Origin of the sequence: Noviherbaspirillum sedimenti (genome assembly GCF_003590835.1) — a bacterium.
Lineage (GTDB): Bacteria > Pseudomonadota > Gammaproteobacteria > Burkholderiales > Burkholderiaceae_D > Paucimonas > Paucimonas sedimenti.
In genome coordinates this window covers 1,749,867-1,775,891 of the sequence record NZ_QYUQ01000002.1, presented here as the reverse complement: position 1 = coordinate 1,775,891, position 26,025 = coordinate 1,749,867, and the positions used below count along the sequence as shown (strand labels likewise).

Below are 26,025 nucleotides of genomic sequence, written 5' to 3'. Positions count from 1 at the left end.
CATAGTACGGCAGCCGAGCCAGCGAAGCGAATTTTCCGTATACTTCCGCAATTGCGTTGCACGGCTTGTTGCAGCGCCGCCCTTCATGCCTGAATCGAAATGAACAAGACTCTCCCGCCTCGCCGCCTGTCGGTTGCGCCCATGATGGACTGGACCGATCGCCATTGCCGCGTCTTCCACCGCCACATCACCCGCCATACCTGGCTGTATACGGAGATGGTGACCAGCGGCGCGCTGATACACGGCGACGTTGCGCGCCACCTCGATTTCAGCGAGGAGGAACACCCGGTGGCGCTGCAGCTGGGCGGCAGCGAGCCGGGCGACCTCGCAAAATGCGCAAAACTGGGGGAGCAATGGGGTTACGATGAAATCAACCTGAATTGCGGCTGTCCTTCCGAACGCGTGCAAAAGGGCGCATTCGGTGCCTGCCTGATGAACGAGGCGTCGCTCGTCGCCGATTGCGTCAAGGCCATGCGCGATGCCGTAACGATCGATGTCACGGTCAAGCACCGCATCGGCATCGACGACGTCGCCTCCTACGACTTCGTGCGCGACTTCGTCGGCACGGTGGCTGATGCCGGCTGCCGCACCTTCATCGTCCATGCGCGCAATGCGATCCTGAAAGGCTTGAGCCCGAAGGAAAACCGCGAGGTTCCGCCGCTGAAATACGATTATGCCTATCGCCTCAAAGGCGATTTTCCTGATCTGGAAATCATCGTCAATGGCGGCATCAAGACGCTGGCGGAAATTGACGCCCACCTGCAGCAGGTCGATGGCGTGATGCTGGGCCGCGAGGCTTACCATAATCCTTACCTGATGGCGGAATTCGATGCGCGTTATTACGGCGATGCCGCGCCGGAAAAATCGCGTGCCGATATCGTGCGGGCAATGCTGCCGTATATCCATGAGCAGTTGGCGCGCTACGGCGACAATGGCAAGGGATTGCGCATGAACAGCATTACCCGCCACATGCTGGGCCTGATGGCCGGCATGCCGGGTGCACGGCATTTTCGCCAGACCTTGTCCGACTCGCGCCGCCTGGCTGCGGGCGATCCGCGACTGCTGCTCGACGCACTCGAGCGCATGCCGCAGCTGGCCGCATAAAGCGGCAGTACCCCGGTCGACAGATTGCGCTCCGGCCTTTAGCCGGAATACGCAAACCTTGGCATGGAAGGCGCGCATGGCGTAATCACGTATTTCGACGAGCATGCCGATGTCGAAGATACGCGCCAGTGCCGGGACCGATACCGAGGCGCCGCTTTGCGGCGCCGTTCTTTTATGCACGCGTATGGCGTGTGGGCTTCTTCTCGGATTTTCTCTGGCTAAGTTCAGCGGCCTGTGCCACATGTGTTGGCTGATAGTGACAAGTGCTTTTATCTTGTTTGTAATCGCTGTGTAACGAAGTATGGAAAAATTGACCTGCATGACGATAATTTCTACACAAGAGTGCTTGAAATAAAATTTGTTACGATTGCCTTGAGCCTGAAAATTGCGGAAAGGCGGAAAATGAATCCGGGCAACAAATTCAATTCTGTCAAGCGCGTTGTCGCCGCACTGGCACTGGCACTGAGTCAGGTGGCTTGCGCCAGCCTGCCGGATATTGACACGCTGGATCGCGACAATGCCAGTCAAGGCAGACCACATGTCGCCGGCCAGCATGGTCTGTTATCCCCCCAGAAAAGCGCGCAGATTCTGGACAGGCTGCAGCGGGAAGGCAAGACGGATTTGCTCGATCGTCACCTGGAATTCATGCACGCAATTAATCCAAATCCGCTCATTACAGGTAACGCCGTACGCGTGTTGATCGATGGTGCCGCCACGTATCGCGCGATGTTTGACGCAATCCGTGCCGCCCAGGACCACATCAACCTGGAAACCTATATCTACGATGAAGAGGGTGTCGGTGAAGCACTCGGAAAATTGTTGATGGAAAAACAGAAGCATGGTGTGCAAGTGAGTCTGATGTACGACAGCGTCGGTAGTTTGTCGACGCGTCCGGAGTTCTTTCAACAGCTGCGCCAGTCCGGCATCAATGTCTGCGAGTTCAATCCGGTTAATCCATTACGTGGCAAGCTGTTCTCGCTGAATCATCGCGATCACCGAAAAATTCTCGTGGTTGATGGCAAGATCGGTTTTACCGGCGGCATCAACATCAGCAGCGTCTATTCACGCAGTTCGTCGATCCGCAGGATGCGTAGCGGTGTGCCGCATCCGTGGCGCGATACCCAGATTGAAGTGCGCGGGCCTGCCGTAAGGGAGTATCAGCAGCTGTTCCTCGGGAGCTGGCAGCGCCAGGGGTGCGCCGCACTTGCGCAAAAAAGCTATTTTCCTGTGGTGCAACAGCAGGGCGATACCATCGTGCGTACCCTCGGCAGCAGTCCGGACGACGAGCTGAACCTGATCTATGTTGAGTTGCTGTCGGCTATGACAAATGCCGATAGAAGCATCCACCTGACCATGGCCTATTTTGTGCCGGATGCACAAACCGTGGCTGCACTGAAGAGCGCGGCGCAGCGCGGCGTGGACGTGCGGCTGGTGCTGCCAAGCGTTAGCGATTTTCGGAGCACCTTGCATGCTGCCCGTTCATATTACTCGGAACTGCTACAGGCCGGCGTCGGGATTTATGAGCGCAAGGATGCGCTGCTACATGCCAAGACCGCAGTCATTGACGGTGTCTGGTCCACAGTGGGATCGAGCAACATCGATTTCCGCAGCTTCCTGTACAACGACGAGGTCAATACGATCGTGCTGGGAAAAAAATTTGCGCAGCAGATGGAACAGATGTTTGACGCTGACGTCGCCGCATCGGTGCGGATCGATGCCGCCCGCTGGGAGGAGCGCGGCATGGCCGAGCGTATTCATGAGGCGTGGGCACGCATGTGGGCGTTCTTTTTGTAGGGAAATTAATTGATTCACTGCGACGTCCATTTCGCGCAATTGGCCGCGAAATCATCTCTGGCTTGATATCGCTCACGAGCGCAAGCGAATGCTTCCGCCACTATGGCCTTTGAGTCGCCGGGACATTGCTCAGCAGGTTCATTACATTAACCGCGTGCAATTCGTTATTCGTCTGCCTGAGTATTTCTGGCAGGCGCTCGACAAGAAAGCTGTATTACTTACCGGCAGGACCTTTCTTGTTGCTCATATGAATTGCTAAAGAACTTATTACATGAGGTGGAGTCTAGAAACGACGGTTACCCATTGTGGAAAGGATTGAAAATGAACAAAACTTCCCATCTCTTCAAAAGCTTGTTTTTCATTATTGTTTTTGGTGCGGCAATTTCCGGCTGCGAACGCCGTGCCGCCGATCAGCCCGGATCAGAATCCATGTCTTCAGGGGCGTCGGAATCTTCAAGCGCCTCAGGTTCTTATGGCAACGGTTCTCTAACCCAGCGCGCCGAACGAGGAATCGAGGATTCGGTGATCACAACCAAGGCGAAAACGGCCTTGCTGGCCGATACCACGGTCAAGGGGACTGACATCCATGTGGAAACCAACAAGGGGGTGGTGTCGCTCAGTGGCATGGTGGATACCGAACGACAGCGTGAACGCGCAGCAAGTATCGTCAAGGGTATCGATGGCGTCAGCAGCGTGGATAACAAGATGACTGTGAAGCAATAGGAAGGAAAAGGCCCGGTCCGGCCATCGCCGCACCGGTGCCAATGGCCAATAATGCTATGCCGCATATACTAGCTTTCGATGATGCGAGTCCATTCGCAACCTTGGTGGAAAGCATCGCAGGGAAAGGATTGCCGGAGCTGCAGTGTTGCGAACGTTTTGGCCGCATGCTGGGTGTGGCGCCGGCAATGCGGAAGTTCTACCATCATGTGGGGCGCGTCGCGCCTACTGATGCCACCGTGCTGCTGCTGGGCGAAAGTGGGACCGGCAAGGAATTGGCGGCATTGACCATCCATGCATTGAGTCCCCGGCAGAAGCAGGCATTCTTGCCAGTCAATTGCGGCGCGATCTCGCCGCAGCTCATCGAAAGCGAAATTTTCGGGCATGAGAAGGGCAGCTTTACCGGTGCCGAGCGTCAGCACAAGGGATACTTTGAGCGGGCAAATGGCGGCACCTTGTTCCTGGATGAAATTACCGAAATGCCGCCGGAGCTACAGGTCAAGTTGCTACGCGTGCTGGAAAGCGGCTCGTTCATGCGTATTGGCAGCAATGAGGAAATCGCCTGCGATGTGCGGGTGATTGCTGCCAGTAATCGTGACCCGGAACAGGCCGTCGCCGAAGGCCGGCTGCGCCTTGATCTGTATCATCGCCTCAATGTCTTTCCTATTTATATTCCGCCTTTGCGCGAACGCACGGAGGATGTGGAATTGCTTGCACAACATTTTCTTGATGAATTAAATGTGGCGCATGACACGAACAAGGTCATGACGCCGGATGCACTTGCAAGCCTGTCTTCGCGCAATTGGCCAGGCAATGTTCGTGAATTACGTAATCACATCCAGCGCGCCTATATCATGGCGGACCAAACCATTGGTGTTACTGCCTTGACTCCCGACCTGGCGGAGCGCGAAGCATCCACCGGCCTGACACTGGCGGTTCCGGTCGGTACGTCGTTGGCCGATGTTGACCGGAAAATCATTTTCGCTACGCTGCAGTTATGCGACGGTGTCAAGAAGCGTGCTGCCGCCATCCTCGGCATCAGTCTGAAAACGCTGTACAACCGCCTGGAGGAATATGGTTTTCCCGAGCGGGAAGCAGCGTCGAGCGTCGGCGAATCCTTGCCGTCGCTGGAGGAAAGCAAGGTGCGAAATTTCCCGCTCTGAAACGGAATATTCCCTATTGTAAAAGTTGTAAAAGCAAAGGCACAAGGCAAACTGCGGGACCAATCTACTGTACATGCATACATATAAATGCTACTTTTATGGTATGCTTTTTAAGATTAATCGGCGTCCTGAAATTGTTGCTTGAAATAGTGCATCAAACTGTCGCGCGCTTCATTTGGCTGTGCCCGAAAAAAGGCCAGGGCAGTGGCGACAAAAATTTTTTCCCGGTCATTCAGGGGCATGGTCTGGAGATCGTGTTCACGGTCCATCCAGCCATGCGGCAAGTGAAGACGTTCCTCGATGATACGGGCCAGATTTGCGCCAATATTCTTGCGATTGCATTTGATATGACTGAGGTAGCGCTCCGACAATTGCAAGTGCTGGGCAAACAATTTCAGCATGCCGTGTCTTGGCGTATCCGCATGCCTGTTTATGAAATCATGAAACAATTTCATAAAATTTCTGTGTCGAATCTGGGCGCTATCCAGGAGCATCTGACAACCTTCGTTGCAATCAGGATGTGACCGGCTTTGGCAAACTGTGGCGCATCGCTTAAGTCAATTTTCCAATCTTTGAGGCCTTGCCATTTTAACCGGACACCGATCTTTTATGTTGATAATTAACAACCAAAAAGGTAGTTAATTGAGGTGGTAGAGAAACCGCGCGGCAGGCAGATGCCGATCACCGCGTCGGTGCCACGAGCGGCTTTAGTTGCCATGGCTGTGCCGCAATCAGATTTGATCATGGCGTTGCTCACTTCATGAGGGTGAATTGCTATGCGACGCATTTCCACACTTGGGCGACCCGCAGCGCGGCAGCCGGCTTCTGCTCCTGAGCGCGAGCTCATCGAGGCAGTTTCAGCCACCGCGGAGCTGGGCGGCCATCCGCTTTCCACCGCCGCTGCCTTGCAGCTGGCGGACGATCTTGCATCACTGCCGCGGGCCGCCGTACTCGACGCGCTGGCATGCTGTCGCGCTGAATTGCGGGGGCGCTTAAGCATTGGCGAAATCCTGGTGAGGATCGACGACGGTCGCCCGAGCGCGGAGGTCGCCTGGAAAATGTTGCCGGTTACTGAAGCCGCCTCGGTGGTCTGGACTCGTGAAATGGCGCAAGCCTGGAGCAAGGTCTTGCCCTTGCTGCAAAATGGTGAGCATGCGGTAGCGCAACGCATTTTTCATGATTCCTACACCCATGCGGTGTTGATAGCGCGCTGCAGGCAGGAAAAAGTATGCTGGTCGCCCTCTTTGGGCACCGATCCCGTCCAGCGCGAGCAGGTCTTGCTGGAGGCCGTGCAGCTGGAACGATTGTCTTCTTCTTATGTCAAACAATTACTACCTTATAGGGCGTTAACATTGCCGGCATGGCAGGTCGTATTGCAAATGCGCCTCAAGAGTTTTCCTGAATAAAATCAATTTTTCAATATTGTTCTGCGCAAGCGACTCATTGCGTAAGCTTCTCTGGCTTGCACCAAGCCATCAATGAAAATCATGGAGAACTACCAGGATTTCGGGGATGGCGGTTTGCAGTGGTTTGCGCAAATCGGTTGTCTTCAGCAAATTGAACACGCGGAAATCGAAAGGAATTATCTGATCATGAGCGAATTCGAAATTCACCGTGCAACCAAACGCCGCGCCAAACTGCGTTTGGGAATGTCAGGTCCCGCCGGCAGCGGAAAAACCTATTCTGCCTTGCTGATTGCTTCCGGCCTGGGTGGGCGGATAGGCATGATCGATACCGAGCATGGCAGCGGCGACTTGTATGCGGATCTGTTACCTGAGGGCTATGACGTGCTGCGCCTTGCCCCGCCCTTTACGCCGGGGCGTTATATTGAAGCAATTCACGCCCTGGAACAGGCGGGGGCAAACACGATCATCATCGACAGTCTGACGCATGCGTGGAGTGGGGAAGGCGGATCCCTTGACCGCCAGGGCAAGATCGCCGATCGCTCCGGAAACTCGTGGCAGGCCTGGCGGCAGGTCACCCCGGAACACAATGCGCTGGTCGAGTCCCTGCTGCAAAGCCGCTGCCATATCATTGCCACAATGCGTGCCAAGACTGAATATGTGCAGGAAAAGGATGAGCGCACCGGCAAACAGGTGGTGCGCAAGATCGGACTGGCGCCGATCATGCGCGACGGCATCGATTATGAGTTCACGATTTTCATGGAGCTCGATGCGCAGCACATGGCCTATGTCGGCAAGGACCGGACGCGTCTGTTCGATGGCCAGATCATCAAGCCCGATGCCGAGATCGGCCGCCGCCTGCTGGCCTGGCTGGAGAGCGGTAGCGAAGAAGAGCCGATGGGCGCACCGATGCTCATGAGCGGCGAGCAGAAGGCGGCCTTGGCCGAGTCCATCTGCAGGGCGCGCGACCTCGATGAGCTGTATCACGTGTTCGCTGCGGCATATCGCGCGGCCAATGCGATTCCGGATGCCGCTGCAATCGCCGACCTGTCACGTATCAAGGATGAGCGCAAGGCGGCACTCGAGGCGGCGGAAGATGCAATTTATGGAGCACATGCATGAACCCGGTGTTCGAGGCGTTTGAGCTGGCGGCGCAATACCGCCGTTTGGCGGAGTACCTCGCCGAGCAGCACGAGGATGCACAAGTCATCAGCGATACGCTGGAAAGTGAAGCCGGGCCGCTCGACGAGCATCTTGAAAACCTGGCGAAGATGGTGCGTAACCTGGAAGCTGCCGATAGCGGGGTGGTGCGCACGATGGAAGACTTGGCGGCGCGCCACGCCGGATTGCAGCGAGCGGCAGAACGCGGACGCAAGTTGATCCTGGACCTGATGCAGAGCGCACAGCGCGAACATGTGACGACCGCGCTGTTTTCGCTGGCGATCCGCAAGAATCCACCGGCGGTGGTGATCGATTGCGCAGCCGCCTTGCCACCGGCCTTCTTGCAGTATCCGGAGCCGCCGCCGCCCGTGCCGGATAAAAAAGCCATCGCGGCTGCATTGAAAGCAGGCATTGAAGTGCCCGGAGCGCATGCCGAACAGGCGGTGCGGCTCGATATTCGTTAATCGGTATGAAATAATTTCATATGAAGCCGACACGAAAGCGCAACGCCCCGACCAGGCGCCAGAAGATTGCGAGCGGCGGCAGCAGAAGCGAGGTCAGCAGGATCTCGCTGACGTTTGAAGCAGTTTTTTCCGTGCCGCGCAGGCGCTGCAGGCACAGACTTGCACTGAGCAGTATCCAGCAGGCGAGGGCAAGCAGCGCTGCCGACGTTTCGTGGAAGACCAGCGCGGCGACCAGGCATAGCAGCACCATGACGATGGCATGGTAGTGCCATGGTATGGCCGGACTGATTTTTTCACGATACAGGAGCGGATGCTTTTTATAGAGCAAAGCGTCGAACTGCATGCGTTGCTGTTGCAGCAGGCTGGTGCCCCAGGGTGCCGCAGCGACCGGATGTTCGACCACCGCCAGCGGCGCATGGCAGATAACGGCATTTGCTTGCAGCAGTCGAAAATACAGATCCGAATCTTCGCGCCCGGCGGTGCCGAAGCGTTCGTCAAAGCCGCCCATATCTTGCAGAACCTGCCTGAGGCAAAAGCAATTGATGCTGGCGAATTCCGCTTGCTCCAGAGTTTTTACGGTGCGCTCATGATCCGTCGGCAGGCCAGGCAGCGGGGTCAGGATCTGCCCGCACACTGCCTGCGCGATGCCATTGAAGGCCAGCATTCCCTGCGCCAGCCAGTCGGCGCAGGGAATGGTATCTTCCTCGGTAAAAGCGATCAAGGCGCCACGGGCGAGCTGCCATCCATGATTGCGCGCTGCGGCCGCACCATCCTGGCCGCCTGCCGGCAGATAAATGATGCAGGGACCATTTCCAGGCGGGTTCAGATAGCTTTCCACCACTTCGCGGCTGGCACGACTGGGAACACTGTCGACCACGATGATTTCATACTGGCGAGGCGACAGGGTTTGCCGCGTCAACGCTGCCAGGCAACGGTTCAGCAGTTCAGGTCGATCCCGGGCCGGCAATATCACCGACATCTGGATACCGCGCGTACGTGACTTCCAGATCGGTTGTATTTGTGCAGTATGGATCACCCCTGACGGTGCATCGGCCGCCAGGCGGCCGGCATACAGGATGGTATTTATCTTCGCTTGTTTGCCACCCTGATGTACACAACGCGGATTACTGGGAAAGGCAATAATTTTCGCCATTTATGAAATCCCCATGCAAAAACAGTCGTTTTGCCACGCACTTTAAGTATTGGAGACGCAATTGCCATTCCAGTTCCAGGCTTCATCCGTTCTGTTTGACATGTTCCGGATACCGTAACGCGAATCATGGCTAGAACCGCGATTCAAGACAGGATCGGCATGCCGCAGCCGCAAAGTAAAACGATTGAGGAACTTTTCAGTCTAACTTTTGCGCGGCGACGCTGGCTGTCGCCAGCAAGCGTGACTGGCGAACCATGAATCCGCATGAGAGGGGCAGGTGATGGTCAAGGTCGAACGATTAATTGAAGTGAATGTGCCGGTAAGCATCGTTTATAGGGAGCTAAGCCAGTTCGAAGAATTCCCCCGCTTTATGAAAGGCGTTCATTCAGTGCACCAGCTCGATGATGCGCATCTGCATTGGCGAGCAGAAAAAAATGGCAAGGAAATGGAGTGGGATGCGGAAATCACTGAACAAATTCCTGAACACTGCATTGCCTGGCGTAATACCAGCGGCCCCAGAAGCGAAGGCAGGGTTGTGCTGGAAGCGCTGGATCCCGACAAAACCCGCATATTCCTGTCCATGGAAGCCGAGGAAGCGCCGCTGGATCAGACGGCAAGCGAAGATGGCTTCCCACCTCAGGATGAGGGCGATCTGGCGCGCTTTAAAAAAATGGTCGAAAGCAAAGTACGTTCGCGTGGCGCCAATTCTGACGACCTCCATCGCCAGGCGTCGGTTACGCAGGGACGCACAGTCGATGCAGACGCCGAAAATGCGCTCCCGCGGAATGCCGGCCAGAGCCAAGCGGCAGGAGAGGCGCCGCTGCATCGGCGCCAGGCATGGACGCCGCCGGTGGATATCGAGCAGCATGCCGGCCAGATGCATATTCGCACCGATTTGCCGGGGGTAAGCAAACAGGATGTGCAAATAGAAATCCTTCGCGACCAGTTGATCATCGAAGGCGAGCGGCGCGCTGGCGCCGGCGGGCAGCAGACGGCGCGTCATCGTGCCGAGTGCAATTACGGCCATTTTTACCGGGTGATTACCTTGCCTGCAGGGGTGGATCCGGATTCGGCGCAGGCCAGCATGCATGACGGCGTACTGGATGTCAGCTTCAGGATGGCAGCCGCACCGGGTACTGTCCGACGCCTGGACATCCAGGGCGGATGATGCAAGCTTATTGCTATGTTGCAGGCAGAAGGGATTGCGCGGAATGACGGAATTGGCAGGCTGGAGCAGCGCAATGATCCTGGCGCTGACGATTTCTTCCCAAGTTTATGCGCAATGGCGCAGCAAGAGTTGCGCCGGTGTTTCCAATTGGTTTTTCATCGGCCAGATGCTGGCCTCGCTGGGCTTCGTGCTGTACAGCTACCTGGTTGAAAACTGGGTTTTCGTCTGGACCAATGCTTTCAATTTTGTGGCAGCACTGATCGGTCAGTCAATTCATGCGCACAACAGGCGTATGAGCCGCGAAGTCATTGCTGCCGCCGGACAAACCGGTTGATTACCGACAGGGCAGGAATTTTTTACCATCTCCTGTAGTTAATGCCAATCATAGTTACCATGTCATTGCGCGCAGCGCGCATTGATCGACGCCTGCGTTGGTAGACGACGGCAGTTTGCGGCATTCGAGCATGCGCAAATGGCGTATGGCTAAGATAGCTCATGCTGTCGCTTGTCGCGGCAACGACGATTCGGCAAGTCATGGGAGTCTTGCATGAGTGTTGCGTGCCCTTCTTTCCGTCTGCTGGATGCCGGCACCGTGTCGGCGCGTCCGAAAATAGCGGTGTTTCGCGCCATGCACCTTGGGGAAATGCTGTGCGCGGTGCCGGCGCTGCGCGCCTTGCGGACGGTGCTGCCGATGGCCCATGTTACCTTGATCGGCCTGCCATGGGCCGCCAGCTTTGCCCGGCGGTTTTCCAGGTATGTCGATGCGCATGTCGATTTCCCCGGCTTTCCAGGTTTGCCCGGGCAGTCGGTGGCGCTTGAACGTATCCCCGGATTTATCGCTGCCATGCAACAGCAGCGCTTCGACTGCGTGCTGCAGATGCATGGCAGCGGCGCCTTGACCAATCCCCTGATCCGGACCTTCGGCGCTGCCAGGAACGCCGGCTATTACCGGCAAGGCGACTATTGCCCCGATCCCCTGCATTTCATGCCCTGGGATGAGAATCAGCATGACATCCTGCGCCTGGTGCAATTGATGGAATTTCTCACTGTGCCGAGCGCCGGGCTTGAGCTGGAATTTCCCCTGACCGAGGCGGATTGGCAGGCGCTGCGAGCCAGTCATCCGGCGCTGCCGGCGGCCGGCTCGTATGTCTGCATTCATCCCGGCGCGCGTCTGCCGGCGCAGCGCTGGCCGGCCGCGCATTTCGCCGAAGTGGCAGACCGCCTGCATGCGGCAGGGCTGCAAGTGGTGCTGGTCGGTTCGACCCAGGAAGTCGCGCTTGCGGCAGCGGTCCGGCAGCATATGAGGGCGCCGGCATTGAGCCTGGCCGGAAAGCTCGGACTGGGTGCCTTTGCGGCGTTGCTGGCGCAGGCACGACTGGTGATTTGCAACGATACCGGCATTGCCCATATTGCCGCCGCGCTGCAAACGCCGAGCCTGGCTGTGTGCTGCGGCAACGGCGGGCGGCGCTGGGCGCCGCTGGACGGGCGTCGCCACCGCTGCGTGGATGCTGCGACTGCACTGGCCGCACGGACGCAAGCCGTGGCAAGTGCCAGTGTCATGGAGACCGTTCGCGCCTTGCTCGCCGATTCGGGCATGCCGCTTGCATGAAGACTGGTCTTGCGCGCAAAGGAAAACATCCACGGGGAAGAACATGGCAAACAGCATTCCGGAGATATTTGTCGCAAGGGAATTGGACGCGGCAAAAATGAGTCGCCTCGCGCTGGCGAGCGTGTTGCTGATGCTGCTGGTGGCCTGTAATCGCCCGAGTATGCCGCCAACACCGGTGGTTCCGTCCAAGCCGAAAATGCAGTCTGGCATGCAAATGGAAGCGGTGCACCAGGCAATTTTCAATTATGCCCGGCCGGCCAGCAAAGCATCCTCTTCCCTGGAGCCCGAGCCGGAAGAGGGTAAGTGCGGCCGCTTGCAGGTATGAAGGCAGTGTGGGACATCAGACTTGCGTGGCAATCTGATGTGGCAGGCGAACCCGGGGTGCATCCGGATGTCGAAGTTCAGGTGAGACGTTCAGTTGTGAAGTTCAGGTGCGAAGTACAGTTGATGCAGTGCCAGTCTTCTCTTATGGAAAAGACTTGAACTGCATTGTCACGATGCCGCAGTTTTTTAGTCTGTTCATTGATTTCTGAATATGCAGGCAACCATGCTTCCCTTTCCCGATCGCCTGCAGGCGGGGCAGCTGCTCTCCCGGCAGCTTGAAAAATATGCCGGTCGGCGCGACGTTATTGTACTGGCCTTGCCTCGTGGCGGTGTGCCGGTCGGTTATGCAATTGCCGCCAGCCTGGAGTCGCCGCTGGATGTTTTCTTGGTCGGCAAGCTCGGCGTTCCTGGACACGAAGACATGGCCCTGGGCGCGGTGAGCAGCCGGGGCGTTTGTGTTTTGCGTCCGGAAACAATCGCCATGATGGACATCCCGCCGGATGTGATCGAAGCCACGGCGCGCCGCGAATTGCGGGAAATACAGCGGCGCGAGCGCGCCTATCGTGCCATCCGTCCACAACTGGAACTCAAGGACCGGGTGGTGATTGTCGCGGACGATGGTCTTGTCACAGGGGCGACAATGCTGGCGGCGGTCAGGGCCTTGCGCCATGAGCATCCGGCGCAAATCATCGTCGCCATACCGGTGGGGACAGGCGACAGTATTGCGGAATTGCGGCTTGAAGCCGATGCCGTGATATGCCAGGAGGTGCCTGAATGGATGAGTTCTATCGAGCAATGGTATACCGATTCGGCGCCGCTGGACGATGTTCAGGTCATGGATTATCTGCAGAAAGCGGCGCAATGGCGTATCCCGGATGACGTGGGTATGCCGCCGCCGCTCTCTGTGTCGCCGGCTTCAAACGCGTCAAATGTGCCGATGCGCGACGCCCCCTAGCTGGCCCGGCAGCCGATTCCTCAATCTTGCACAGGAGGATCAATCATGAAAGCATGCAGCACATTCCTGATGGCGCTCGGCCTGGTTTCATCTGCCGCCATGGCGCAATCCGACCGGCCGGCACCGGAGCAGGCGCCGGGTCGTATGGCAAACCCTGGAACAACGACGCATCCGACTGGGCCCAGCCGGATGCCGATGCCCACCATGGGTAGCGAAGCCGGTGCAGTCGCGCCGGCAGAAAAGCCGGCGGACACAAGCGGCACCCTGTCGTCGGGAGCGTCCAGCACGGAAATGGCGCCGTCTGGCAGCAGCGGGCAATTGATAACACCGACGATTGCGCAATCCAGACCGGCGGCCGCCACCACTGTTGGTGTCAAGCCACAGCAGACCAAAGATGGTGTGACCTACATGTGCGGCGGCATCGGCGAGGATGAATCGACTTACATGAAACAGACGGCGGCGCGTGATTACGATTTAATGATGACTTTTGCCGAGAAAAGCGGCAACTATGTCGCTGATGTCAATGTTTCGATCAAGGATGCGCATGGCAAGTCGGTGCTCGATACCACTTGCGACGGACCGATTTTGCTGGTGGATTTGCCGGCTGGCGGCGGCTACCGTATTCATGCGGAAACTGGCGGCCAGGCGATCGATCGTACCGTACTGGTCAAGGGCGGCAAGGCACCGACGCGCCAATTGACATTTGCGTGGCCGGGCAAGCCCGCTGTAGCGGCAGGCAAGAAGGCCGGACGGAATGGGGAATCAGGTAGGGAAAGCGCCGGCGGTGATGATGGAAATTAAGCTGTCAAATTAAGTTGCCAAATTAAGCTGTCAAGCCCTCTAATTATTCTTTAGTGAGGACGGCGTTTGTCGATCGCGCGTGCCAGCAGGGCGACAATCCCGATGGCCGAGCGGATCGCCTGTTGATTGCGCGAGAGCGCCATGGCCGCGTTGCCGCCTTTATGAAGCAGGGAACGGGCTGCCTGGCGCGGTGCCCGTCGGCTGGCAAGGACCACGGCAGTCAGTCCCAGTAGCGTCAAATAAGGATGGTCACGAATCCATCTGACTGTTTTACTCTTTGGAAATGAATTTACGGGGGCATCCGCTACCAGGCTTGCTTCATTTTCATCCTGACCCAACAACATACGCTGGTAAGCGCCCCGGCTTGCCTGCATCCTCTCCAGCAGGGCCTGTTTTTCCTCTGACAAGGAATGGTGTGCATTCACAGGCTCTCCTTCAAAACCTTGTAATCGCGTTGCAATTCGCTTTTTAGCGTCGTGAGCGCCGATTCGGCGTGGTACTTCCGTACAAAAACCATGCAGATGCCCGCCAGCAAGGCATACAAGGCGGCCACCAGCCAGGCTGCCGCGCTGCGATAGGGCGTGTCCCAGGCCGTGACGATAATCGCGATGCCGATGAATGTCACGGCCAACACGGCCATCAGTCCGGCCAGCATATAGGCGGCGATTTGCACGCCCACGCCGCGTCCCTGTAATTGCAACTCGATACGCAACAATTCTTTGTAATCGTGCAGGCGATCCAAAGCGATCGCGTACAACTTTCTGGATTTGCGTAAGGTATTCAGCATGTGACTGCGCTACATCAACGGCGATGAAAAAGCATGCCCAGCATCATTCCTACACCAGTTGCCACCGCCACGGATTGCAGCGGCTTTTCGCGTACGTAGCCGGAGGTGGCGTCCATGCCGCGGTTAAGCTGTTGGCCGGCTTGTTCTGCCACGCCCTTGGCGGCGGCCCGCAGCGAGCTGAATTTTGTCATCAGGCGCGCATATTCCTGGCGCAATTCAGTATCCGACAGGTTGGTGGCACGGCCGATCAGGGTATCGAGGTCGCTTTTCAGGTTGCCTAGTTCGGTACGCAGGGACTCGCCAGTGCGTTTGCTGCCGCTTGCTGTGGAACGGCTTTCCTTTCCCAATTCCTCTTGTGACATTTCGTCCATGCCACTGCCAAGATAAGCGGCATTCACGTCTGAAGAAGTAGTGGGGGAAGAAGATGAATATTCTGGATTCATGAAGGTGCTCCTTTTGATTCCGTGTAGAGAGGTAGCCGGCATGTACCGCACATTTCATTACAACCTGTTTTGCCGGATCAGCTTTGCGCTTGATCAGGGCGGTGTGGATTGCGCATTGCTGGGCGCAGCTGCCGTCGTCGCGGGAAATGCGTCGGCGGGCGGCAAGCCTTCGCCATCCAGTGCATGTTGCAGCTGCACTTCGGCTTCCTTGCTCAGCGAGGTGCGTAAAACAGTGCCGCCAAACTGCGCCAGTTCCGCGATGACCTTGTCCGGCGTGTAGCGGCGCGCGAGGATGAACAGTGCTGAACTGTCCGGACGCAACTCGGCGGCCAGACCTTTCATGAAGTCATCGTTGATGCCGTAGTCGGCAATGGCGCCAGTCAGGGCGCCGCTGCCGGCGCCAATGGCTGCCCCCAGCAAGGGGTTGAGAAAAATCATGCCGATCAGGGCGCCCCAGAAGGTGCCGGAAACGGCACCAATGACCGGGATGTTGACGGACTGGTGCAAGCGTATCCTGCCTTCCTGATCCTTGGTGATATAGGCTGCATCTTCAAGGTCGATCAGGTATTCGCTTTGCAGGCGCCGCATGGCATTGAGCACGTCGGCCGCCTTGTAGGCATCCGGATAGGCTACGGAAATCAGTTCGGACATGAGGATGCCTCCGGTGGGTGCGCGAATTTTTCAGTGTAATCGGAAAGCCAGCGAATGCCAGTCGGAAGCCACTGAAACTGGCGTCAGATATGTCTGACGGGAATGGATTTTCATCCTTGATCCGACGTGTCGCAAGGAGAAGGTGATTGAACCGAACGATAATCCAGGATGTTTGTCGATCATGACGAAACAATGACAAGCTGCTCGTTATTCCCATGATTGCCTGGTCTATCTGTTTAAGTGACGCCATCAAAGAGAGGCGAGGGCAATGATGCATGTTGAAATGCAGCTATGTAATGACGTATTGCAGAAAAAGCCGAAGCGGTTGACGGTGCTCCGAAGATATGTGAAACCTTGGCTGGATTTTTTAAAAAAATACTTCTTCACAATTAATGCCGCCGGTGCAGCCTTGCTGATCGCGGTGACGTCATTTTTACAGGGGAATCTGGCTTATCTGCACCAGTTCAGGTTCGCCGATCCCCTCATCCATGTCATTAACAAGATTGATCAAATCGGCTTTCTCGTGCTGGTCGGTATTCTGCTGCTCATGGTGGTCAGTGCTCTGGGATTTCACAAGCCCGGGCGCAGCAAGTTGATGGTGTTTTTTTTCTTGATGATATTTATTCTGACCTTGGTGGCAAAGGGTAAGTTCGACAATATGGGCACGGATTCGATGGCGGAAATTATCCATGCCAATTCCCAGGAGAGTGGGGATTTCATCGAATCTTATCTCTCCTTCATCAAGCTGAGCACGAAGGAAGCGCTGGTCCTGTTCTGTCCCCTGTTGCTGGTGCCCGTGTACGCGCAGCTGCGAAAAAATATGGGCATGGCAGGGCTGGGCGATATCCGCATTGCGCTGAAAATCATCGCAGTGATTTATCTGCTGACGATCGTCCATTTCTTTTATCAGATGGCAGCGAATTATCATCCGATCGACTATTTCAGGGACCGCCTGGAAGCGTCCACTGCACAAGCCATGCTGGGGATGGAAAGAAAGCGCGATGCGCCCAATGTCGTGGTGTATATCGGCGAATCGACTTCACGGGAAACCTTGCCGGTTTATACGCCGGCATCTTCCTTGCCCGATCCGCTCCAGGAAATACGCCAGGACCTGATCCTCTATACCGATGTGGTGACTTCCTTTTCCCACACCTTCCCGTCGCTCTACCGGGCCTTCACCCTGAGCCGCGAGCCTTATCTCGACCAGTTTCGCCTGATCAAGGATTTACATCGCGCCAACAGCATCGCCTTGTTGAGCGCATTTGACATGGAAACCCACTGGATATCCAACCAGAACCTGGTCGGGCGCTGGGACTGGAATTCCGAATTGTTCGGCCGGCATGCCCGTCATCTGCAAGTCTTGAATGGCGCGGAGCGAACTTATTCCAATGGCACCCGGAAAACCGACCGGGCCTTGATCGCAGCCTATCGGCAACAGGCCGAGCAACTGGACCGGCCGCGGCAAATGATGTTCCTGCATTCCTATGCCGGGCATGGCGACTATTGCAAGAACATCCCGCGCGACGAATGGCGGGTGTCTGGACAGATCCTGCCGCCCCTGCCGCAAAAGGCACTGTTTGGCGACATGTATGTCGGTGATTTGAGGGAGCGCATGGAGTCGATCAAATGTTATGACTCGGCGATGTCCTTCATTTCAAAAAACCTGCGCGCCGTGATCGACGATGTGGCGCAGCGCAAGATGCCGGTGGTATTCCTGTATTTCGCCGACCATGGCGAGGAAGTTTTCGAGGGTACCAGCCACGATTCACGCAGAAACAGTTTCCGGCATATCGAAATCCCGTTTTTCATCTATTTCAACGCAGCGGCCAGGAAAGCGTATCCGGACTTGTACCAGGCGGCGCTGGCGAATCGCGACAAGCCCTACAGCCTGGAGTGGCTGAGCGATACCCTGCTCGACCTGGCCGGGATCGAAAGCAAGGACAGAGCGCTGCTGTCGGTGTTCAGGCCAGAGTTGCATGCGCCGAAACGCTATGCCTTGCGGCGTACCGATATTCGCGGCAACCAGTTCATCCTGGCGGTCGACGATGAGGACGCTTCGTCCCGCCATGCCCTGCTCAACCAGGGCCACGACTACTTCCGCAAGCGTCGCATCTACAATGCCTTTCCTGGCGCCGATAAAAACAAGTTTTGCGCCTACCGCACCAATAGCCTGCTGAAATATCGCGAAGCTGCCAGCATATTCAAGTGTGTCGAAGTCGATATCACCATCGATGCGAATGCCGGCAAGCTGTACGCTTACCGTCCGCCGCAGAAAAACAATCATCTGCAACTGGAGGATATGCTCCGCTTCGGGCCGCCGCTGGAAGGCCACATGCTGCTGGCGATCAGTAACCCCGACAACCGCAACCTGGGCCTGCTGCAGGCCCGGCTGGAGCGCCTGTTCGCGCCAGCGCAGCGCGCCCGGGTCGTGCTTGAAATCCCGCATTTCGAGGGGCTGGACAAGGCGCATTTGCAGCGCCTCGCCAACGCCGGCTACCAGCTGTTTTACGCGCTTCCCGCCGATTTTGGCCTCGACTGCGCTGGCAATCCGCAGCGCGCCGATTGCCAGCGTTTCGGGCGCGACATCCTGCCATCTTTGGCGCAGGCCGGCGTACGGGGGATTGCCTTCGATATCGATGCTTATCCCTTCGTTGCCTCCTTGCCGGCCGCAAGCAAACTGCAATACAGCATCAAGGACCTGTCGGTCCGATCCAGGGACGATATCGACCGCGCCATGCTGGCGCGCAGCAATACCTACAGCCTGCCTTATCGGAGCGCGTTCGATTACTAGGTGAGGGAGGGGAAAGGCGGGACTAAGTGCTGGTATTTCTTGGTGCCCATGGGCAGGATTGAACTGCCGACCTCTCCCTTACCAAGGGAGTGCTCTGCCACTGAGCTACATGGGCCAAATCTGCTTAAAGAAAAAGCCCATCTTGGCAGATGGGCTTTTTGCTTGATCCGGTGGGGCGACCGACGGGGCTCGAACCCGCGACAACAGGAATCACAATCCTGGACTCTACCAACTGAGCTACAGCCGCCACTGAAAAACGCTTGCCAAGGTGATTAGCACCCTTGCAGCCAGCCATTATACAAAATTCACGCGCGTCTGGCAAACTCTCTGTAAAACGTCGGATTGGCGGTCAGTTGCTGGCGCCGGACGCGATTGCCGTGACTTCCGGGCGCAGGTGCAACAGGGCGTCGAATGCCCGACTCAGGGTGGCCTGGCTGCCGGTGGTGAAGGCGCGCAGGCTGCCGGGCCCGCCATCGAAACGCCGCAGGCCGTGCTGGTCCAGTTGGCGTACCAGTTGCCGCGCGACCGCTTCCCCGGTGTCAACGATCGCCACCGGCGCGCCTGCGACCTGGTGCACCAGGCTTTCGATGGCCGGTTGCACGAAGGGGTAATGGGTGCAGCCCAGCACCAGGGTGTCGGCGCCTTCCTGCAGCAGCGGCGTGACATACTGATTCAGCAAGACCATGGTGGCGGGGGAATGCAATTCACCTTTTTCCACCTGGTCGGCCAGGCCCTTGCAGGCCCGCAGCAGGAATTGCACGCCGGTGGTCGCCGTGGTTTGTTCCTGCAACTGGCGAAACTTTTCGCTGGCCAGGGTGCGCTCGGTGGCCAGTACGCCGACCTTGCCGCGCTTGCTGAGGGCTGCCGCCGGCTTCAGGCCGGGTTCGACGCCGACCACCGGCAGGGCAGGGTAACGCTCTCGCAGCGCCTTGATGGAGGCCGCGGTGGCAGTGTTGCAGGCTACCACCAGTGCCTTGGCGCCTTGCGCCAGCAGGAATTCGGCGATCCCCAGCGAGCGCGCGACGATCACTTCCCGCGGCTTGCCGCCGTAGGGGGCAAAGCCGGAGTCGGCAAAATACAGCAGGTGCTCGTTGGGCAGATGCGTACAGATGTGACGCAACACCGACAGGCCGCCGATGCCGGAATCGAAAACGCCGATGGGGGCAGAGTTATCCCTGTCCATCGGCGCTGGCTGGTTCATGATATGGCGTAAACGCTGCGGGAAACTTAAGCCGGCATCACCGGGATATCGATGAGCTTGGCGGCGGCAATGCGTTCCTGCCATTCCTTTGGCCCGGTGTTGTGTACCGAAACGCCATTCGAATCCACGGCTACCGTCACCGGCATGTCCTTGACTTCGAATTCATAGATGGCTTCCATGCCCAGATCGGCAAAACCGACCACCTTGGCGCTCTTGATGGCCTTGGAGACCAGGTAAGCCGAGCCGCCAACGGCCATCAGATAGGCCGACTTGTGGTTCTTGATCGATTCGATGGCAACCGGGCCGCGTTCGGCCTTGCCGATCATCGAGATCAGGCCGGTTTTTTCCAGCATCATGTCGGTGAACTTGTCCATGCGGGTGGCCGTGGTCGGGCCAGCCGGGCCAACCACCTCGTCACGCACGGGATCGACCGGGCCAACGTAGTAGATCACGCGGTTGGTGAAGTCGACCGGCAATTGTTCACCCTTGGCCAGCATGTCGGCGATGCGCTTGTGGGCGGCGTCGCGGCCGGTCAGCATCTTGCCGTTCAACAGCAGGGTCTGGCCGGGCTTCCAGGAAGCGACTTCTTCGCGGGTCAGGGTGTCGAGGTCGATGCGCTTGGACTTCTCGGTATCCGGCAGCCATTGCACGTCCGGCCAGTCGGACAGCGACGGCGGATCGATATAGGCGGGGCCGGAGCCATCGAGCACGAAGTGCGCATGGCGGGTCGCCGCACAGTTCGGGATCATGGCCACCGGCTTGGATGCGGCGTGGGTCGGATACATGTTGATCTTGACGTCCAATACGGTCGTCAGGCCGCCCAGGCCCTGGGCGCCGATGCCCAGCGCGTTGACCTTTTCATAAAGTTCAATGCGCAGTTCTTCCAGCTTGTTCTGCGGGCCGCGCTGCAGCAATTCGTACATGTCGATGTGGTCCATCAGCGATTCCTTGGCCATCAGCATCGCCTTTTCGGCGGTGCCGCCGATGCCGATGCCCAGCATGCCCGGTGGGCACCAGCCGGCGCCCATGGTCGGCACGGTCTTCAGGACCCAGTCGACCACCGAGTCGGAAGGGTTGAGCATGACGAACTTGGACTTGTTTTCCGAGCCGCCGCCCTTGGCCGCGACTTGCACGTCGACGGTGTTGCCGGGCACGACTTCCATGTGGATCACGGCAGGGGTGTTGTCCTTGGTGTTCTTGCGGTCGAACAGCGGGTCGGCCACCACGGAGGCGCGCAGCAGATTGTCGGAATTGGCGTAGCCGCGGCGCACGCCTTCGTTGACGGCGTCGGTGATCGAACCCTTGAAGCCTTCGAAGCGCACCTCCATGCCGATCTTCAGGAACACGTTGACGATACCGGTGTCCTGGCAAATCGGCCGGTGGCCTTCGGCGCACATTTTTGAGTTGGTCAGGATCTGCGCAATTGCATCTTTTGCTGCCGGGCTTTGCTCGGTCTTGTAGGCGCGTGCCAGATGCTGGATGTAATCGGCCGGGTGGTAGTAGCTGATGTATTGCAGCGCCGCTGCAACGGATTCGATCAGGTCTTCTTGCTTGATGATAGTCATGAAAGTGCCTTCAAAGGTTTAATGATGGGAATCCGGTCCGTGCGCTCCTGCGAGCAGCTTGTCGGTATAGGCGATCGCCAGCGCCGACAGCAGGAAAGCCAGGTGGATGCCGGTTTGCGCCAGCAACACCTTGGTGTCATAGGCACTAGCGTTGATGAATGTTTTCAACAGGTGGATCGAGGAAATGCCGATGATGGCGGTGGCCAGCTTGACCTTCAGCACTGAAGCATTCACGTGCGAGAGCCATTCCGGCTGGTCAGGGTGGCTCTCCAGATTCATGCGCGAGACAAAGGTTTCGTAACCGCCAACGATCACCATGATCAGCAGATTGGAAATCATCACCACGTCGATCAGGCCCAGCACCACCAGCATGATGGTGCTTTCGGTCAGTTTGGTGCCGCGCGGGGCGCCATCAATCGAGACTGCGGAAAGAATATGCGCCAGCGAGGAGGCGTCGCCCAGTACGGCGCCGATCAGGTCGGTCAGTTCGACCCAGAAGTGGAAGACATAGACAACTTGCGCGAGGATCAGGCCGAGGTACAGCGGCAGCTGCAGCCAGCGGCTCATGAAAATCAGATTGGGTAGCGGACGGATCGGCCGGCTGGCGCGCACTTCGAGATCTTCCTTGGGTGACATGTTTATTCCGAAAATGATGCTTGGGTTCAAAAAACGAATCCCGCAATTTTACACGGCGCCGGCCATGGCTTGCACTGGCTTATGCATGGCCATTGCCCGATTTTGCGGGATTAAATTGTCAAAAAATAAGACTTTTCCGGATAGCCGTGCAAATTGAATAACAAGCGATACAATAGAAAAAAATAAAATTAGCGTGATTTCATTCATAACAACTGCTTGCAGGAGAACTCAATGGCCGATGTCGAAAGTGCAAAACAGGAAAGCCGAATCTTTAATCCGCCCGCCAATCTGGTAAAAGATGCGGCGATTTCCGGAATGAATGCCTACCGGGCGCTCTGCGCCGAGGCCGACCGGGATTACGCAGGCTTCTGGGCCAGGCTGGCCCGGGAAAACCTCGACTGGCACAAGCCTTTCACGCAAACCCTGGATGAATCGCAGGCGCCGTTCTACAAATGGTTTGGCGATGGCGAATTGAATGTTTCCTGGAATTGCCTGGATCGCAACCTCGCCAATGGCAATGCCGACAAGACTGCGGTGATTTTCGAAGCCGATGGCGGCGAAGTGAGCCAGGTGAGCTACCGCGAATTGCACCGGCGGGTATGCCAGCTGGCCAATGGCCTCAAATCCCTTGGCATCCAGAAGGGCGATCGTGTGGTCATTTACATGCCGATGTCGGTCGAAGGCATCGCCGCCATGCAGGCATGCGCGCGCATCGGCGCCACCCACTCGGTGGTGTTTGGCGGTTTTTCCGCCAAGTCGCTGCAGGAGCGCATCATCGACGCCGGCGCCGTGGCGGTGATCACTGCCGACGAGCAACTGCGCGGCGGCAAGCACCTGCCCCTGAAAGCCATTGTCGATGAAGCGCTGGCGCTGGGCGGTTGCGACACCATCAGGAATGTCGTCATCTATCGCCGCACCGGCGGCAATATCGCTGTCGCCGCAGGCCGTGACCTCTGGCTGCACGAACTGGTGGCCAGCCAGGCCGACACCTGCGAACCGGAATGGGTGAATGCCGAGCATCCACTCTTCATCCTCTACACGTCGGGTTCCACCGGCAAGCCCAAGGGGGTGCAGCATGCTTCCGGCGGCTACCTGCTGTGGGCGGCCCTGTCCATGAAGTGGACCTTCGACATCAAGCCAGCCGATATCTTCTGGTGCACCGCCGACATCGGTTGGGTCACCGGCCACACCTACATTGCCTATGGTCCGCTGGCGGTGGGCGCGACGCAAGTCGTCTTCGAAGGCATCCCGACCTACCCGAACGCCGGGCGTTTCTGGGACATGATCGCCCGCCACAAGGTCAGCATCTTCTATACCGCGCCCACCGCCATCCGCTCGCTGATCAAGGCGGCCGATGCCGATGCCAAGGTGCATCCATCGCAATACGACCTGTCCAGCCTGCGCATCCTCGGTTCGGTGGGTGAACCCATCAATCCGGAAGCGTGGATGTGGTACTACAAGAATATCGGCCGCGAGCAATGCCCGATTGTCGATACCTTCTGGCAAACCGAAACCGGCGGCCACATGATTTCGCCGCTGCCGGGGGCCACCCCCATGGTGCCGGGCTCCTGCACCCTGCCTTTGCCGGGCATCATGGCGGCGATCGTCGACGAGACCGGCAATGACTTGCCCAATGGCCAGGGCGGCATCCTGGTGGTCAAGCGGCCATGGCCGGCGATGATCCGTACCATCTGGAACGATCCGGAGCGCTTCAAGAAGAGTTACTTCCCGGAAGAATTTGGCGGCAAGCTTTATCTGGCGGGGGATGGCGCCATCCGCAACAAGGAGTCCGGTTACTTCACCATTACCGGGCGCATCGACGATGTGCTGAACGTCTCCGGCCATCGCATGGGGACCATGGAAATCGAGTCGGCGCTGGTGGCCCATCCGCTGGTGGCGGAAGCGGCCGTGGTCGGCAAGCCTGACGAGACCACCGGCGAAGCGATCTGTGCCTTCGTGGTCCTGAAGCGTTCGCGTCCGAGCGGCGAGGAAGCCAGGCAGATTGCCAAGGAATTGCGGGACTGGGTGGCCAAGGAGATCGGCCCGATCGCCAAGCCGAAGGAACTGCGTTTCGGCGACAACCTGCCCAAGACCCGTTCCGGCAAGATCATGCGGCGCCTGTTGCGCGTCTTGGCCAAGGGCGAGGAAATCACCCAGGATATCTCGACCCTGGAAAATCCGGCGATCCTTGATCAACTGAAACAGGCACAGTAAAGTCTCTGCAGAAAATCAAGCCGGCGCGGCACATGCCCCGCCGGCTTTTTTCATGCCGCGGCACGCCGTGGGGTGGCCTCAACGGGGCGCGTTGCGCGCCCAGCGCACGATGTCGGCGGCGCCCATGGCGCCGGCCTGGCGGCGGATTTCCTGGCCGTGGCGGAAGATTGCCAGGGTCGGGATACTGCGGATGGCGTAACGGGCGGCCAGCGTCTGTTCTTCTTCGGTATTGACCTTGACCAGGCGAAAATGCGGTTCCAGCTGCGCCGCCGCTTGCTCGAACGCCGGCGCCATCATGCGACAGGGGCCGCACCACGGCGCCCAGAAATCCACCAGCAGGGGGATGTCGCTTTTTTGCAAGTGGCGTTCGAATTCGGCGGTCGTCAATGCCAGCGGCTGGCCGCTAAACAACGGCCGATGACAGCGGCCGCAATCGGGGGCATCGCGCAGGCGCTCTTCGGGAACGCGGTTGACTGACTGGCAGGCGGGGCAGACGAGGTGGAGGAGGGACATGGCTTGCCTTGTGAGTGGTGACCAGGCGACGGTTTTGCCTGACCCCATGAATGTGAACATGGTGGCAGGGCGGGCGAATTCAAGATGTCGGCAACCGCGCTTGATGCAGATGAATGCCCGCTGCCCGCCTTGGGTGCATCATAAGCCAGCCTTCCCGTCAGAGCCGAAACAAGGAGCCAGCATGTCCACGCGCCCGGGTATTCCTGCAAATTGCGCGGCAGCGGCCGTGGCGATCGCGCTTGCCGCCTGCTCGCCGGCGCCCGCGCCACCACCTGCGCCGGCGAGCAAAACAGTGCCGGCCACGGTTCCCGCGCCGGGTCTGGCCTTGCCGAATTTCGTCGAGCTGGTCAAGCGTGAAGGCTTGGCAGTGGTTAACATCAGCACCTTGCGCGCGGGCAGTGGCGGCGAGGGGAGTGGCTTGCGCGAGGGCGACCCCTTCTATGAGTTTTTCCGGCGTTTTGGCGGCTTGCCGCAATTCGGTGAAGCGCCCCAGGCGGGCCTGGGTTCCGGCTTCATCATCAGTCCGGATGGTTATGTGCTGACCAATGCCCATGTGGTCGCCGATACCGATGAAGTCTTGGTCAAGCTGACCGACAAGCGCGAATTCCAGGCCAAGGTGATCGGCTTCGACCGCTACACGGATGTGGCCCTGATCAAGATCGATGCCAAGAACTTGCCGGTGGTGACGATGGGCGATCCCAACCGGTTGGAGGCGGGCGAATGGGTGGCGGCGATTGGTGCACCCTTCGGTTTTGAAAACAGCGTTACGGTGGGCGTGGTCAGCGCCAAGGGGCGTTTGTTGCCCAATGGTAGTTATGTACCCTTCATCCAGACCGATGTGGCGGTCAATCCCGGCAATTCCGGCGGGCCCTTGTTCAGCACCCGCGGGGATGTGGTCGGCATCAATTCGCAGATTTACAGCCAGACCGGCGGCTACATGGGCATCTCGTTTGCCATTCCAATCGATATCGCGCTGGATATTTCCCGCCAATTACGCGAAACCGGCAAGGTGACGCGCGGGCGTATTGGTATCCAGTCACAGGAATTGACGCAGGATATCGCCGCCGCGCTGGGGCTGAAGGAAGCCCGTGGCGTGTTGGTGGCAGCGGTACAACGCAGCGGACCGGCGGCGCGCGCGGGGGTCGTGCCGGGCGACGTGCTGCTTTCCTTTGACGGCAAGCCGGTGCAGAATCCGGCCGACCTGGCACGGCTGGTCGGGAGCACGCGGCCCGGCACCACGGTCAGCGCCGAGGTGTGGCGCAAGGACAAGCTGATCGCGCTCAAGCTGAGCGTGGAGGAATTGCCGGGTTGAAGGCGGGCTGAGTTGGTGGACCAAGGCGGATAAGCAGCGGCCTGTTGTGCTGGTGGGTGGCGCAGGCCGTCGCAGGCTGCCGGTATCGCATCA

26 protein-coding genes, 2 tRNA genes and 2 pseudogenes are annotated in these 26,025 nt (G+C 58.2%); 17 read left to right on the top strand and 13 right to left on the bottom strand.

Annotated elements, in window-relative coordinates; genetic code table 11:
* Positions 1 to 99: 99 nt before the first annotated feature.
* The 5 genes and pseudogenes from dusA (at position 100) to D3878_RS23465 (ending at position 5,305) form a co-directional block, all read left to right on the top strand.
* Positions 100 to 1,104 (top strand): tRNA dihydrouridine(20/20a) synthase DusA, encoded by a 1,005-nt coding sequence (gene dusA / locus D3878_RS08355; protein ID WP_119785038.1) that lies wholly within the window; start codon positions 100 to 102, stop codon positions 1,102 to 1,104.
* A gap of 402 nt (positions 1,105 to 1,506) precedes the next feature.
* Positions 1,507 to 2,898, top strand: coding sequence for a cardiolipin synthase (gene cls / locus D3878_RS08345; protein ID WP_119785036.1), 1,392 nt, complete (start codon positions 1,507 to 1,509; stop codon positions 2,896 to 2,898).
* 321 nt (positions 2,899 to 3,219) lie between these two features.
* Complete coding sequence (locus D3878_RS08340) at positions 3,220 to 3,621, top strand: BON domain-containing protein (RefSeq protein WP_199688119.1); 402 nt, start codon at positions 3,220 to 3,222, stop codon at positions 3,619 to 3,621.
* A 134-nt stretch (positions 3,622 to 3,755) separates the two neighbouring features.
* A pseudogene (locus D3878_RS08335) lies at positions 3,756 to 4,781 on the top strand (sigma-54 interaction domain-containing protein); the annotation flags it as partial.
* A 134-nt stretch (positions 4,782 to 4,915) separates the two neighbouring features.
* Complete coding sequence (locus tag D3878_RS23465) at positions 4,916 to 5,305, top strand: hypothetical protein (RefSeq protein ID WP_147383910.1); 390 nt, start codon at positions 4,916 to 4,918, stop codon at positions 5,303 to 5,305.
* 95 nt (positions 5,306 to 5,400) lie between these two features.
* On the opposite strand, the gene D3878_RS24625 is transcribed toward D3878_RS23465, so the two are convergent.
* Entirely contained in the window at positions 5,401 to 5,526 is a 126-nt protein-coding gene (locus tag D3878_RS24625) for a hypothetical protein (RefSeq protein ID WP_274381905.1), read from the bottom strand.
* A 31-nt stretch (positions 5,527 to 5,557) separates the two neighbouring features.
* Here D3878_RS24625 and D3878_RS08325 point away from each other — a divergent pair, with 31 nt between their 5' ends.
* The 3 genes from D3878_RS08325 (at position 5,558) to D3878_RS08315 (ending at position 7,809) form a co-directional block, all read left to right on the top strand.
* Complete coding sequence (locus D3878_RS08325; RefSeq protein WP_119785033.1) at positions 5,558 to 6,187, top strand: hypothetical protein; 630 nt, start codon at positions 5,558 to 5,560, stop codon at positions 6,185 to 6,187.
* 186 nt (positions 6,188 to 6,373) lie between these two features.
* Entirely contained in the window at positions 6,374 to 7,306 is a 933-nt protein-coding gene (locus tag D3878_RS08320) for an ATP-binding protein (protein ID WP_119787778.1), read from the top strand.
* Positions 7,303 to 7,809, top strand: a complete 507-nt coding sequence (locus D3878_RS08315) for a siphovirus Gp157 family protein (RefSeq protein ID WP_119785032.1) — start codon at positions 7,303 to 7,305, stop codon at positions 7,807 to 7,809. The genes D3878_RS08320 and D3878_RS08315 overlap by 4 nt, the downstream gene beginning before the upstream one ends.
* Positions 7,810 to 7,825: 16 nt before the next feature.
* Here D3878_RS08315 and D3878_RS08310 read toward each other — a convergent pair whose 3' ends face one another.
* Positions 7,826 to 8,962 carry a glycosyltransferase family 2 protein gene (locus D3878_RS08310; protein WP_119783617.1) on the bottom strand — a complete coding sequence of 379 codons (1,137 nt, stop codon included), beginning with the start codon at positions 8,960 to 8,962 and terminating at the stop codon, positions 7,826 to 7,828.
* A gap of 280 nt (positions 8,963 to 9,242) precedes the next feature.
* Between D3878_RS08310 and D3878_RS08305 the strand changes: the two genes are divergently transcribed.
* The 6 genes from D3878_RS08305 (at position 9,243) to D3878_RS08280 (ending at position 13,819) form a co-directional block, all read left to right on the top strand.
* Positions 9,243 to 10,130 (top strand): Hsp20 family protein, encoded by an 888-nt coding sequence (locus D3878_RS08305; protein ID WP_119783616.1) that lies wholly within the window; start codon positions 9,243 to 9,245, stop codon positions 10,128 to 10,130.
* Between the two features lie 43 nt (positions 10,131 to 10,173).
* A complete protein-coding gene (locus tag D3878_RS08300; RefSeq protein WP_119783615.1) occupies positions 10,174 to 10,464 on the top strand; it encodes a PQ-loop repeat-containing protein in 291 nt (96 codons plus the stop codon).
* Positions 10,465 to 10,677: 213 nt separating this feature from the next.
* A complete protein-coding gene (locus D3878_RS08295) occupies positions 10,678 to 11,739 on the top strand; it encodes a glycosyltransferase family 9 protein (protein WP_119783613.1) in 1,062 nt (353 codons plus the stop codon).
* A 43-nt stretch (positions 11,740 to 11,782) separates the two neighbouring features.
* A complete protein-coding gene (locus D3878_RS08290) occupies positions 11,783 to 12,064 on the top strand; it encodes a hypothetical protein (protein ID WP_119783614.1) in 282 nt (93 codons plus the stop codon).
* Positions 12,065 to 12,286: 222 nt separating this feature from the next.
* The gene (locus D3878_RS08285; protein WP_199688118.1) at positions 12,287 to 13,018 is read left to right on the top strand and encodes a phosphoribosyltransferase; all 732 of its coding nucleotides are present in this window, start codon (positions 12,287 to 12,289) and stop codon (positions 13,016 to 13,018) included.
* 45 nt (positions 13,019 to 13,063) lie between these two features.
* Positions 13,064 to 13,819 carry a hypothetical protein gene (locus tag D3878_RS08280; RefSeq protein WP_119785030.1) on the top strand — a complete coding sequence of 252 codons (756 nt, stop codon included), beginning with the start codon at positions 13,064 to 13,066 and terminating at the stop codon, positions 13,817 to 13,819.
* Positions 13,820 to 13,869: 50 nt separating this feature from the next.
* Here the strand turns inward: D3878_RS08280 and D3878_RS08275 are convergent, their stop codons facing one another.
* The 4 genes from D3878_RS08275 to D3878_RS08260 all read right to left on the bottom strand — a co-directional run bounded on the left by D3878_RS08275 (position 13,870) and on the right by D3878_RS08260 (position 15,700).
* Positions 13,870 to 14,244 carry a hypothetical protein gene (locus tag D3878_RS08275; protein ID WP_119785029.1) on the bottom strand — a complete coding sequence of 125 codons (375 nt, stop codon included), beginning with the start codon at positions 14,242 to 14,244 and terminating at the stop codon, positions 13,870 to 13,872.
* Positions 14,241 to 14,606 carry a phage holin family protein gene (locus tag D3878_RS08270; RefSeq protein WP_119785028.1) on the bottom strand — a complete coding sequence of 122 codons (366 nt, stop codon included), beginning with the start codon at positions 14,604 to 14,606 and terminating at the stop codon, positions 14,241 to 14,243. Before D3878_RS08270 ends, D3878_RS08275 begins: the two co-directional genes overlap by 4 nt.
* A gap of 14 nt (positions 14,607 to 14,620) precedes the next feature.
* A complete protein-coding gene (locus tag D3878_RS08265) occupies positions 14,621 to 15,049 on the bottom strand; it encodes an ElaB/YgaM/YqjD family protein (RefSeq protein ID WP_158592217.1) in 429 nt (142 codons plus the stop codon).
* 93 nt (positions 15,050 to 15,142) lie between these two features.
* Positions 15,143 to 15,700: a DUF1269 domain-containing protein gene (locus D3878_RS08260; protein ID WP_119785026.1), complete on the bottom strand. Its 558-nt coding sequence runs from the start codon at positions 15,698 to 15,700 to the stop codon at positions 15,143 to 15,145.
* A 268-nt stretch (positions 15,701 to 15,968) separates the two neighbouring features.
* Here D3878_RS08260 and D3878_RS08255 point away from each other — a divergent pair, with 268 nt between their 5' ends.
* Positions 15,969 to 18,491 (top strand): sulfatase-like hydrolase/transferase, encoded by a 2,523-nt coding sequence (locus D3878_RS08255; RefSeq protein ID WP_119785025.1) that lies wholly within the window; start codon positions 15,969 to 15,971, stop codon positions 18,489 to 18,491.
* Between the two features lie 40 nt (positions 18,492 to 18,531).
* Here the strand turns inward: D3878_RS08255 and D3878_RS08250 are convergent.
* The 6 genes from D3878_RS08250 to D3878_RS23755 all read right to left on the bottom strand — a co-directional run bounded on the left by D3878_RS08250 (position 18,532) and on the right by D3878_RS23755 (position 22,100).
* Positions 18,532 to 18,606, bottom strand: a tRNA-Thr gene (locus tag D3878_RS08250).
* A gap of 56 nt (positions 18,607 to 18,662) precedes the next feature.
* A tRNA-His gene (locus D3878_RS08245) sits at positions 18,663 to 18,738 on the bottom strand.
* A gap of 102 nt (positions 18,739 to 18,840) precedes the next feature.
* Positions 18,841 to 19,692, bottom strand: coding sequence for a glutamate racemase (gene murI / locus D3878_RS08240; protein ID WP_233556273.1), 852 nt, complete (start codon positions 19,690 to 19,692; stop codon positions 18,841 to 18,843).
* A gap of 26 nt (positions 19,693 to 19,718) precedes the next feature.
* Positions 19,719 to 21,257, bottom strand: coding sequence for a fumarate hydratase (locus D3878_RS08235; RefSeq protein WP_119785023.1), 1,539 nt, complete (start codon positions 21,255 to 21,257; stop codon positions 19,719 to 19,721).
* Between the two features lie 18 nt (positions 21,258 to 21,275).
* On the bottom strand, positions 21,276 to 21,893 hold the full coding sequence (locus D3878_RS08230) for a YqhA family protein (RefSeq protein WP_119785022.1): 618 nt from the start codon (positions 21,891 to 21,893) through the stop codon (positions 21,276 to 21,278).
* Positions 21,894 to 21,941: 48 nt separating this feature from the next.
* Positions 21,942 to 22,100 carry a hypothetical protein gene (locus D3878_RS23755; protein ID WP_158592216.1) on the bottom strand — a complete coding sequence of 53 codons (159 nt, stop codon included), beginning with the start codon at positions 22,098 to 22,100 and terminating at the stop codon, positions 21,942 to 21,944.
* 24 nt (positions 22,101 to 22,124) lie between these two features.
* On the opposite strand from D3878_RS23755, the gene acs reads away from it, so the two are divergent.
* A complete protein-coding gene (acs, locus tag D3878_RS08225; protein ID WP_119785021.1) occupies positions 22,125 to 24,107 on the top strand; it encodes an acetate--CoA ligase in 1,983 nt (660 codons plus the stop codon).
* Positions 24,108 to 24,185: 78 nt separating this feature from the next.
* Here acs and trxC read toward each other — a convergent pair whose 3' ends face one another.
* Positions 24,186 to 24,620, bottom strand: a complete 435-nt coding sequence (trxC, locus tag D3878_RS08220; RefSeq protein ID WP_119785020.1) for a thioredoxin TrxC — start codon at positions 24,618 to 24,620, stop codon at positions 24,186 to 24,188.
* A 199-nt stretch (positions 24,621 to 24,819) separates the two neighbouring features.
* Between trxC and D3878_RS08215 the strand changes: the two are divergent.
* Positions 24,820 to 25,923: pseudogene (locus tag D3878_RS08215) on the top strand (trypsin-like peptidase domain-containing protein); the annotation flags it as partial.
* Positions 25,924 to 26,025 lie beyond the last annotated feature (102 nt).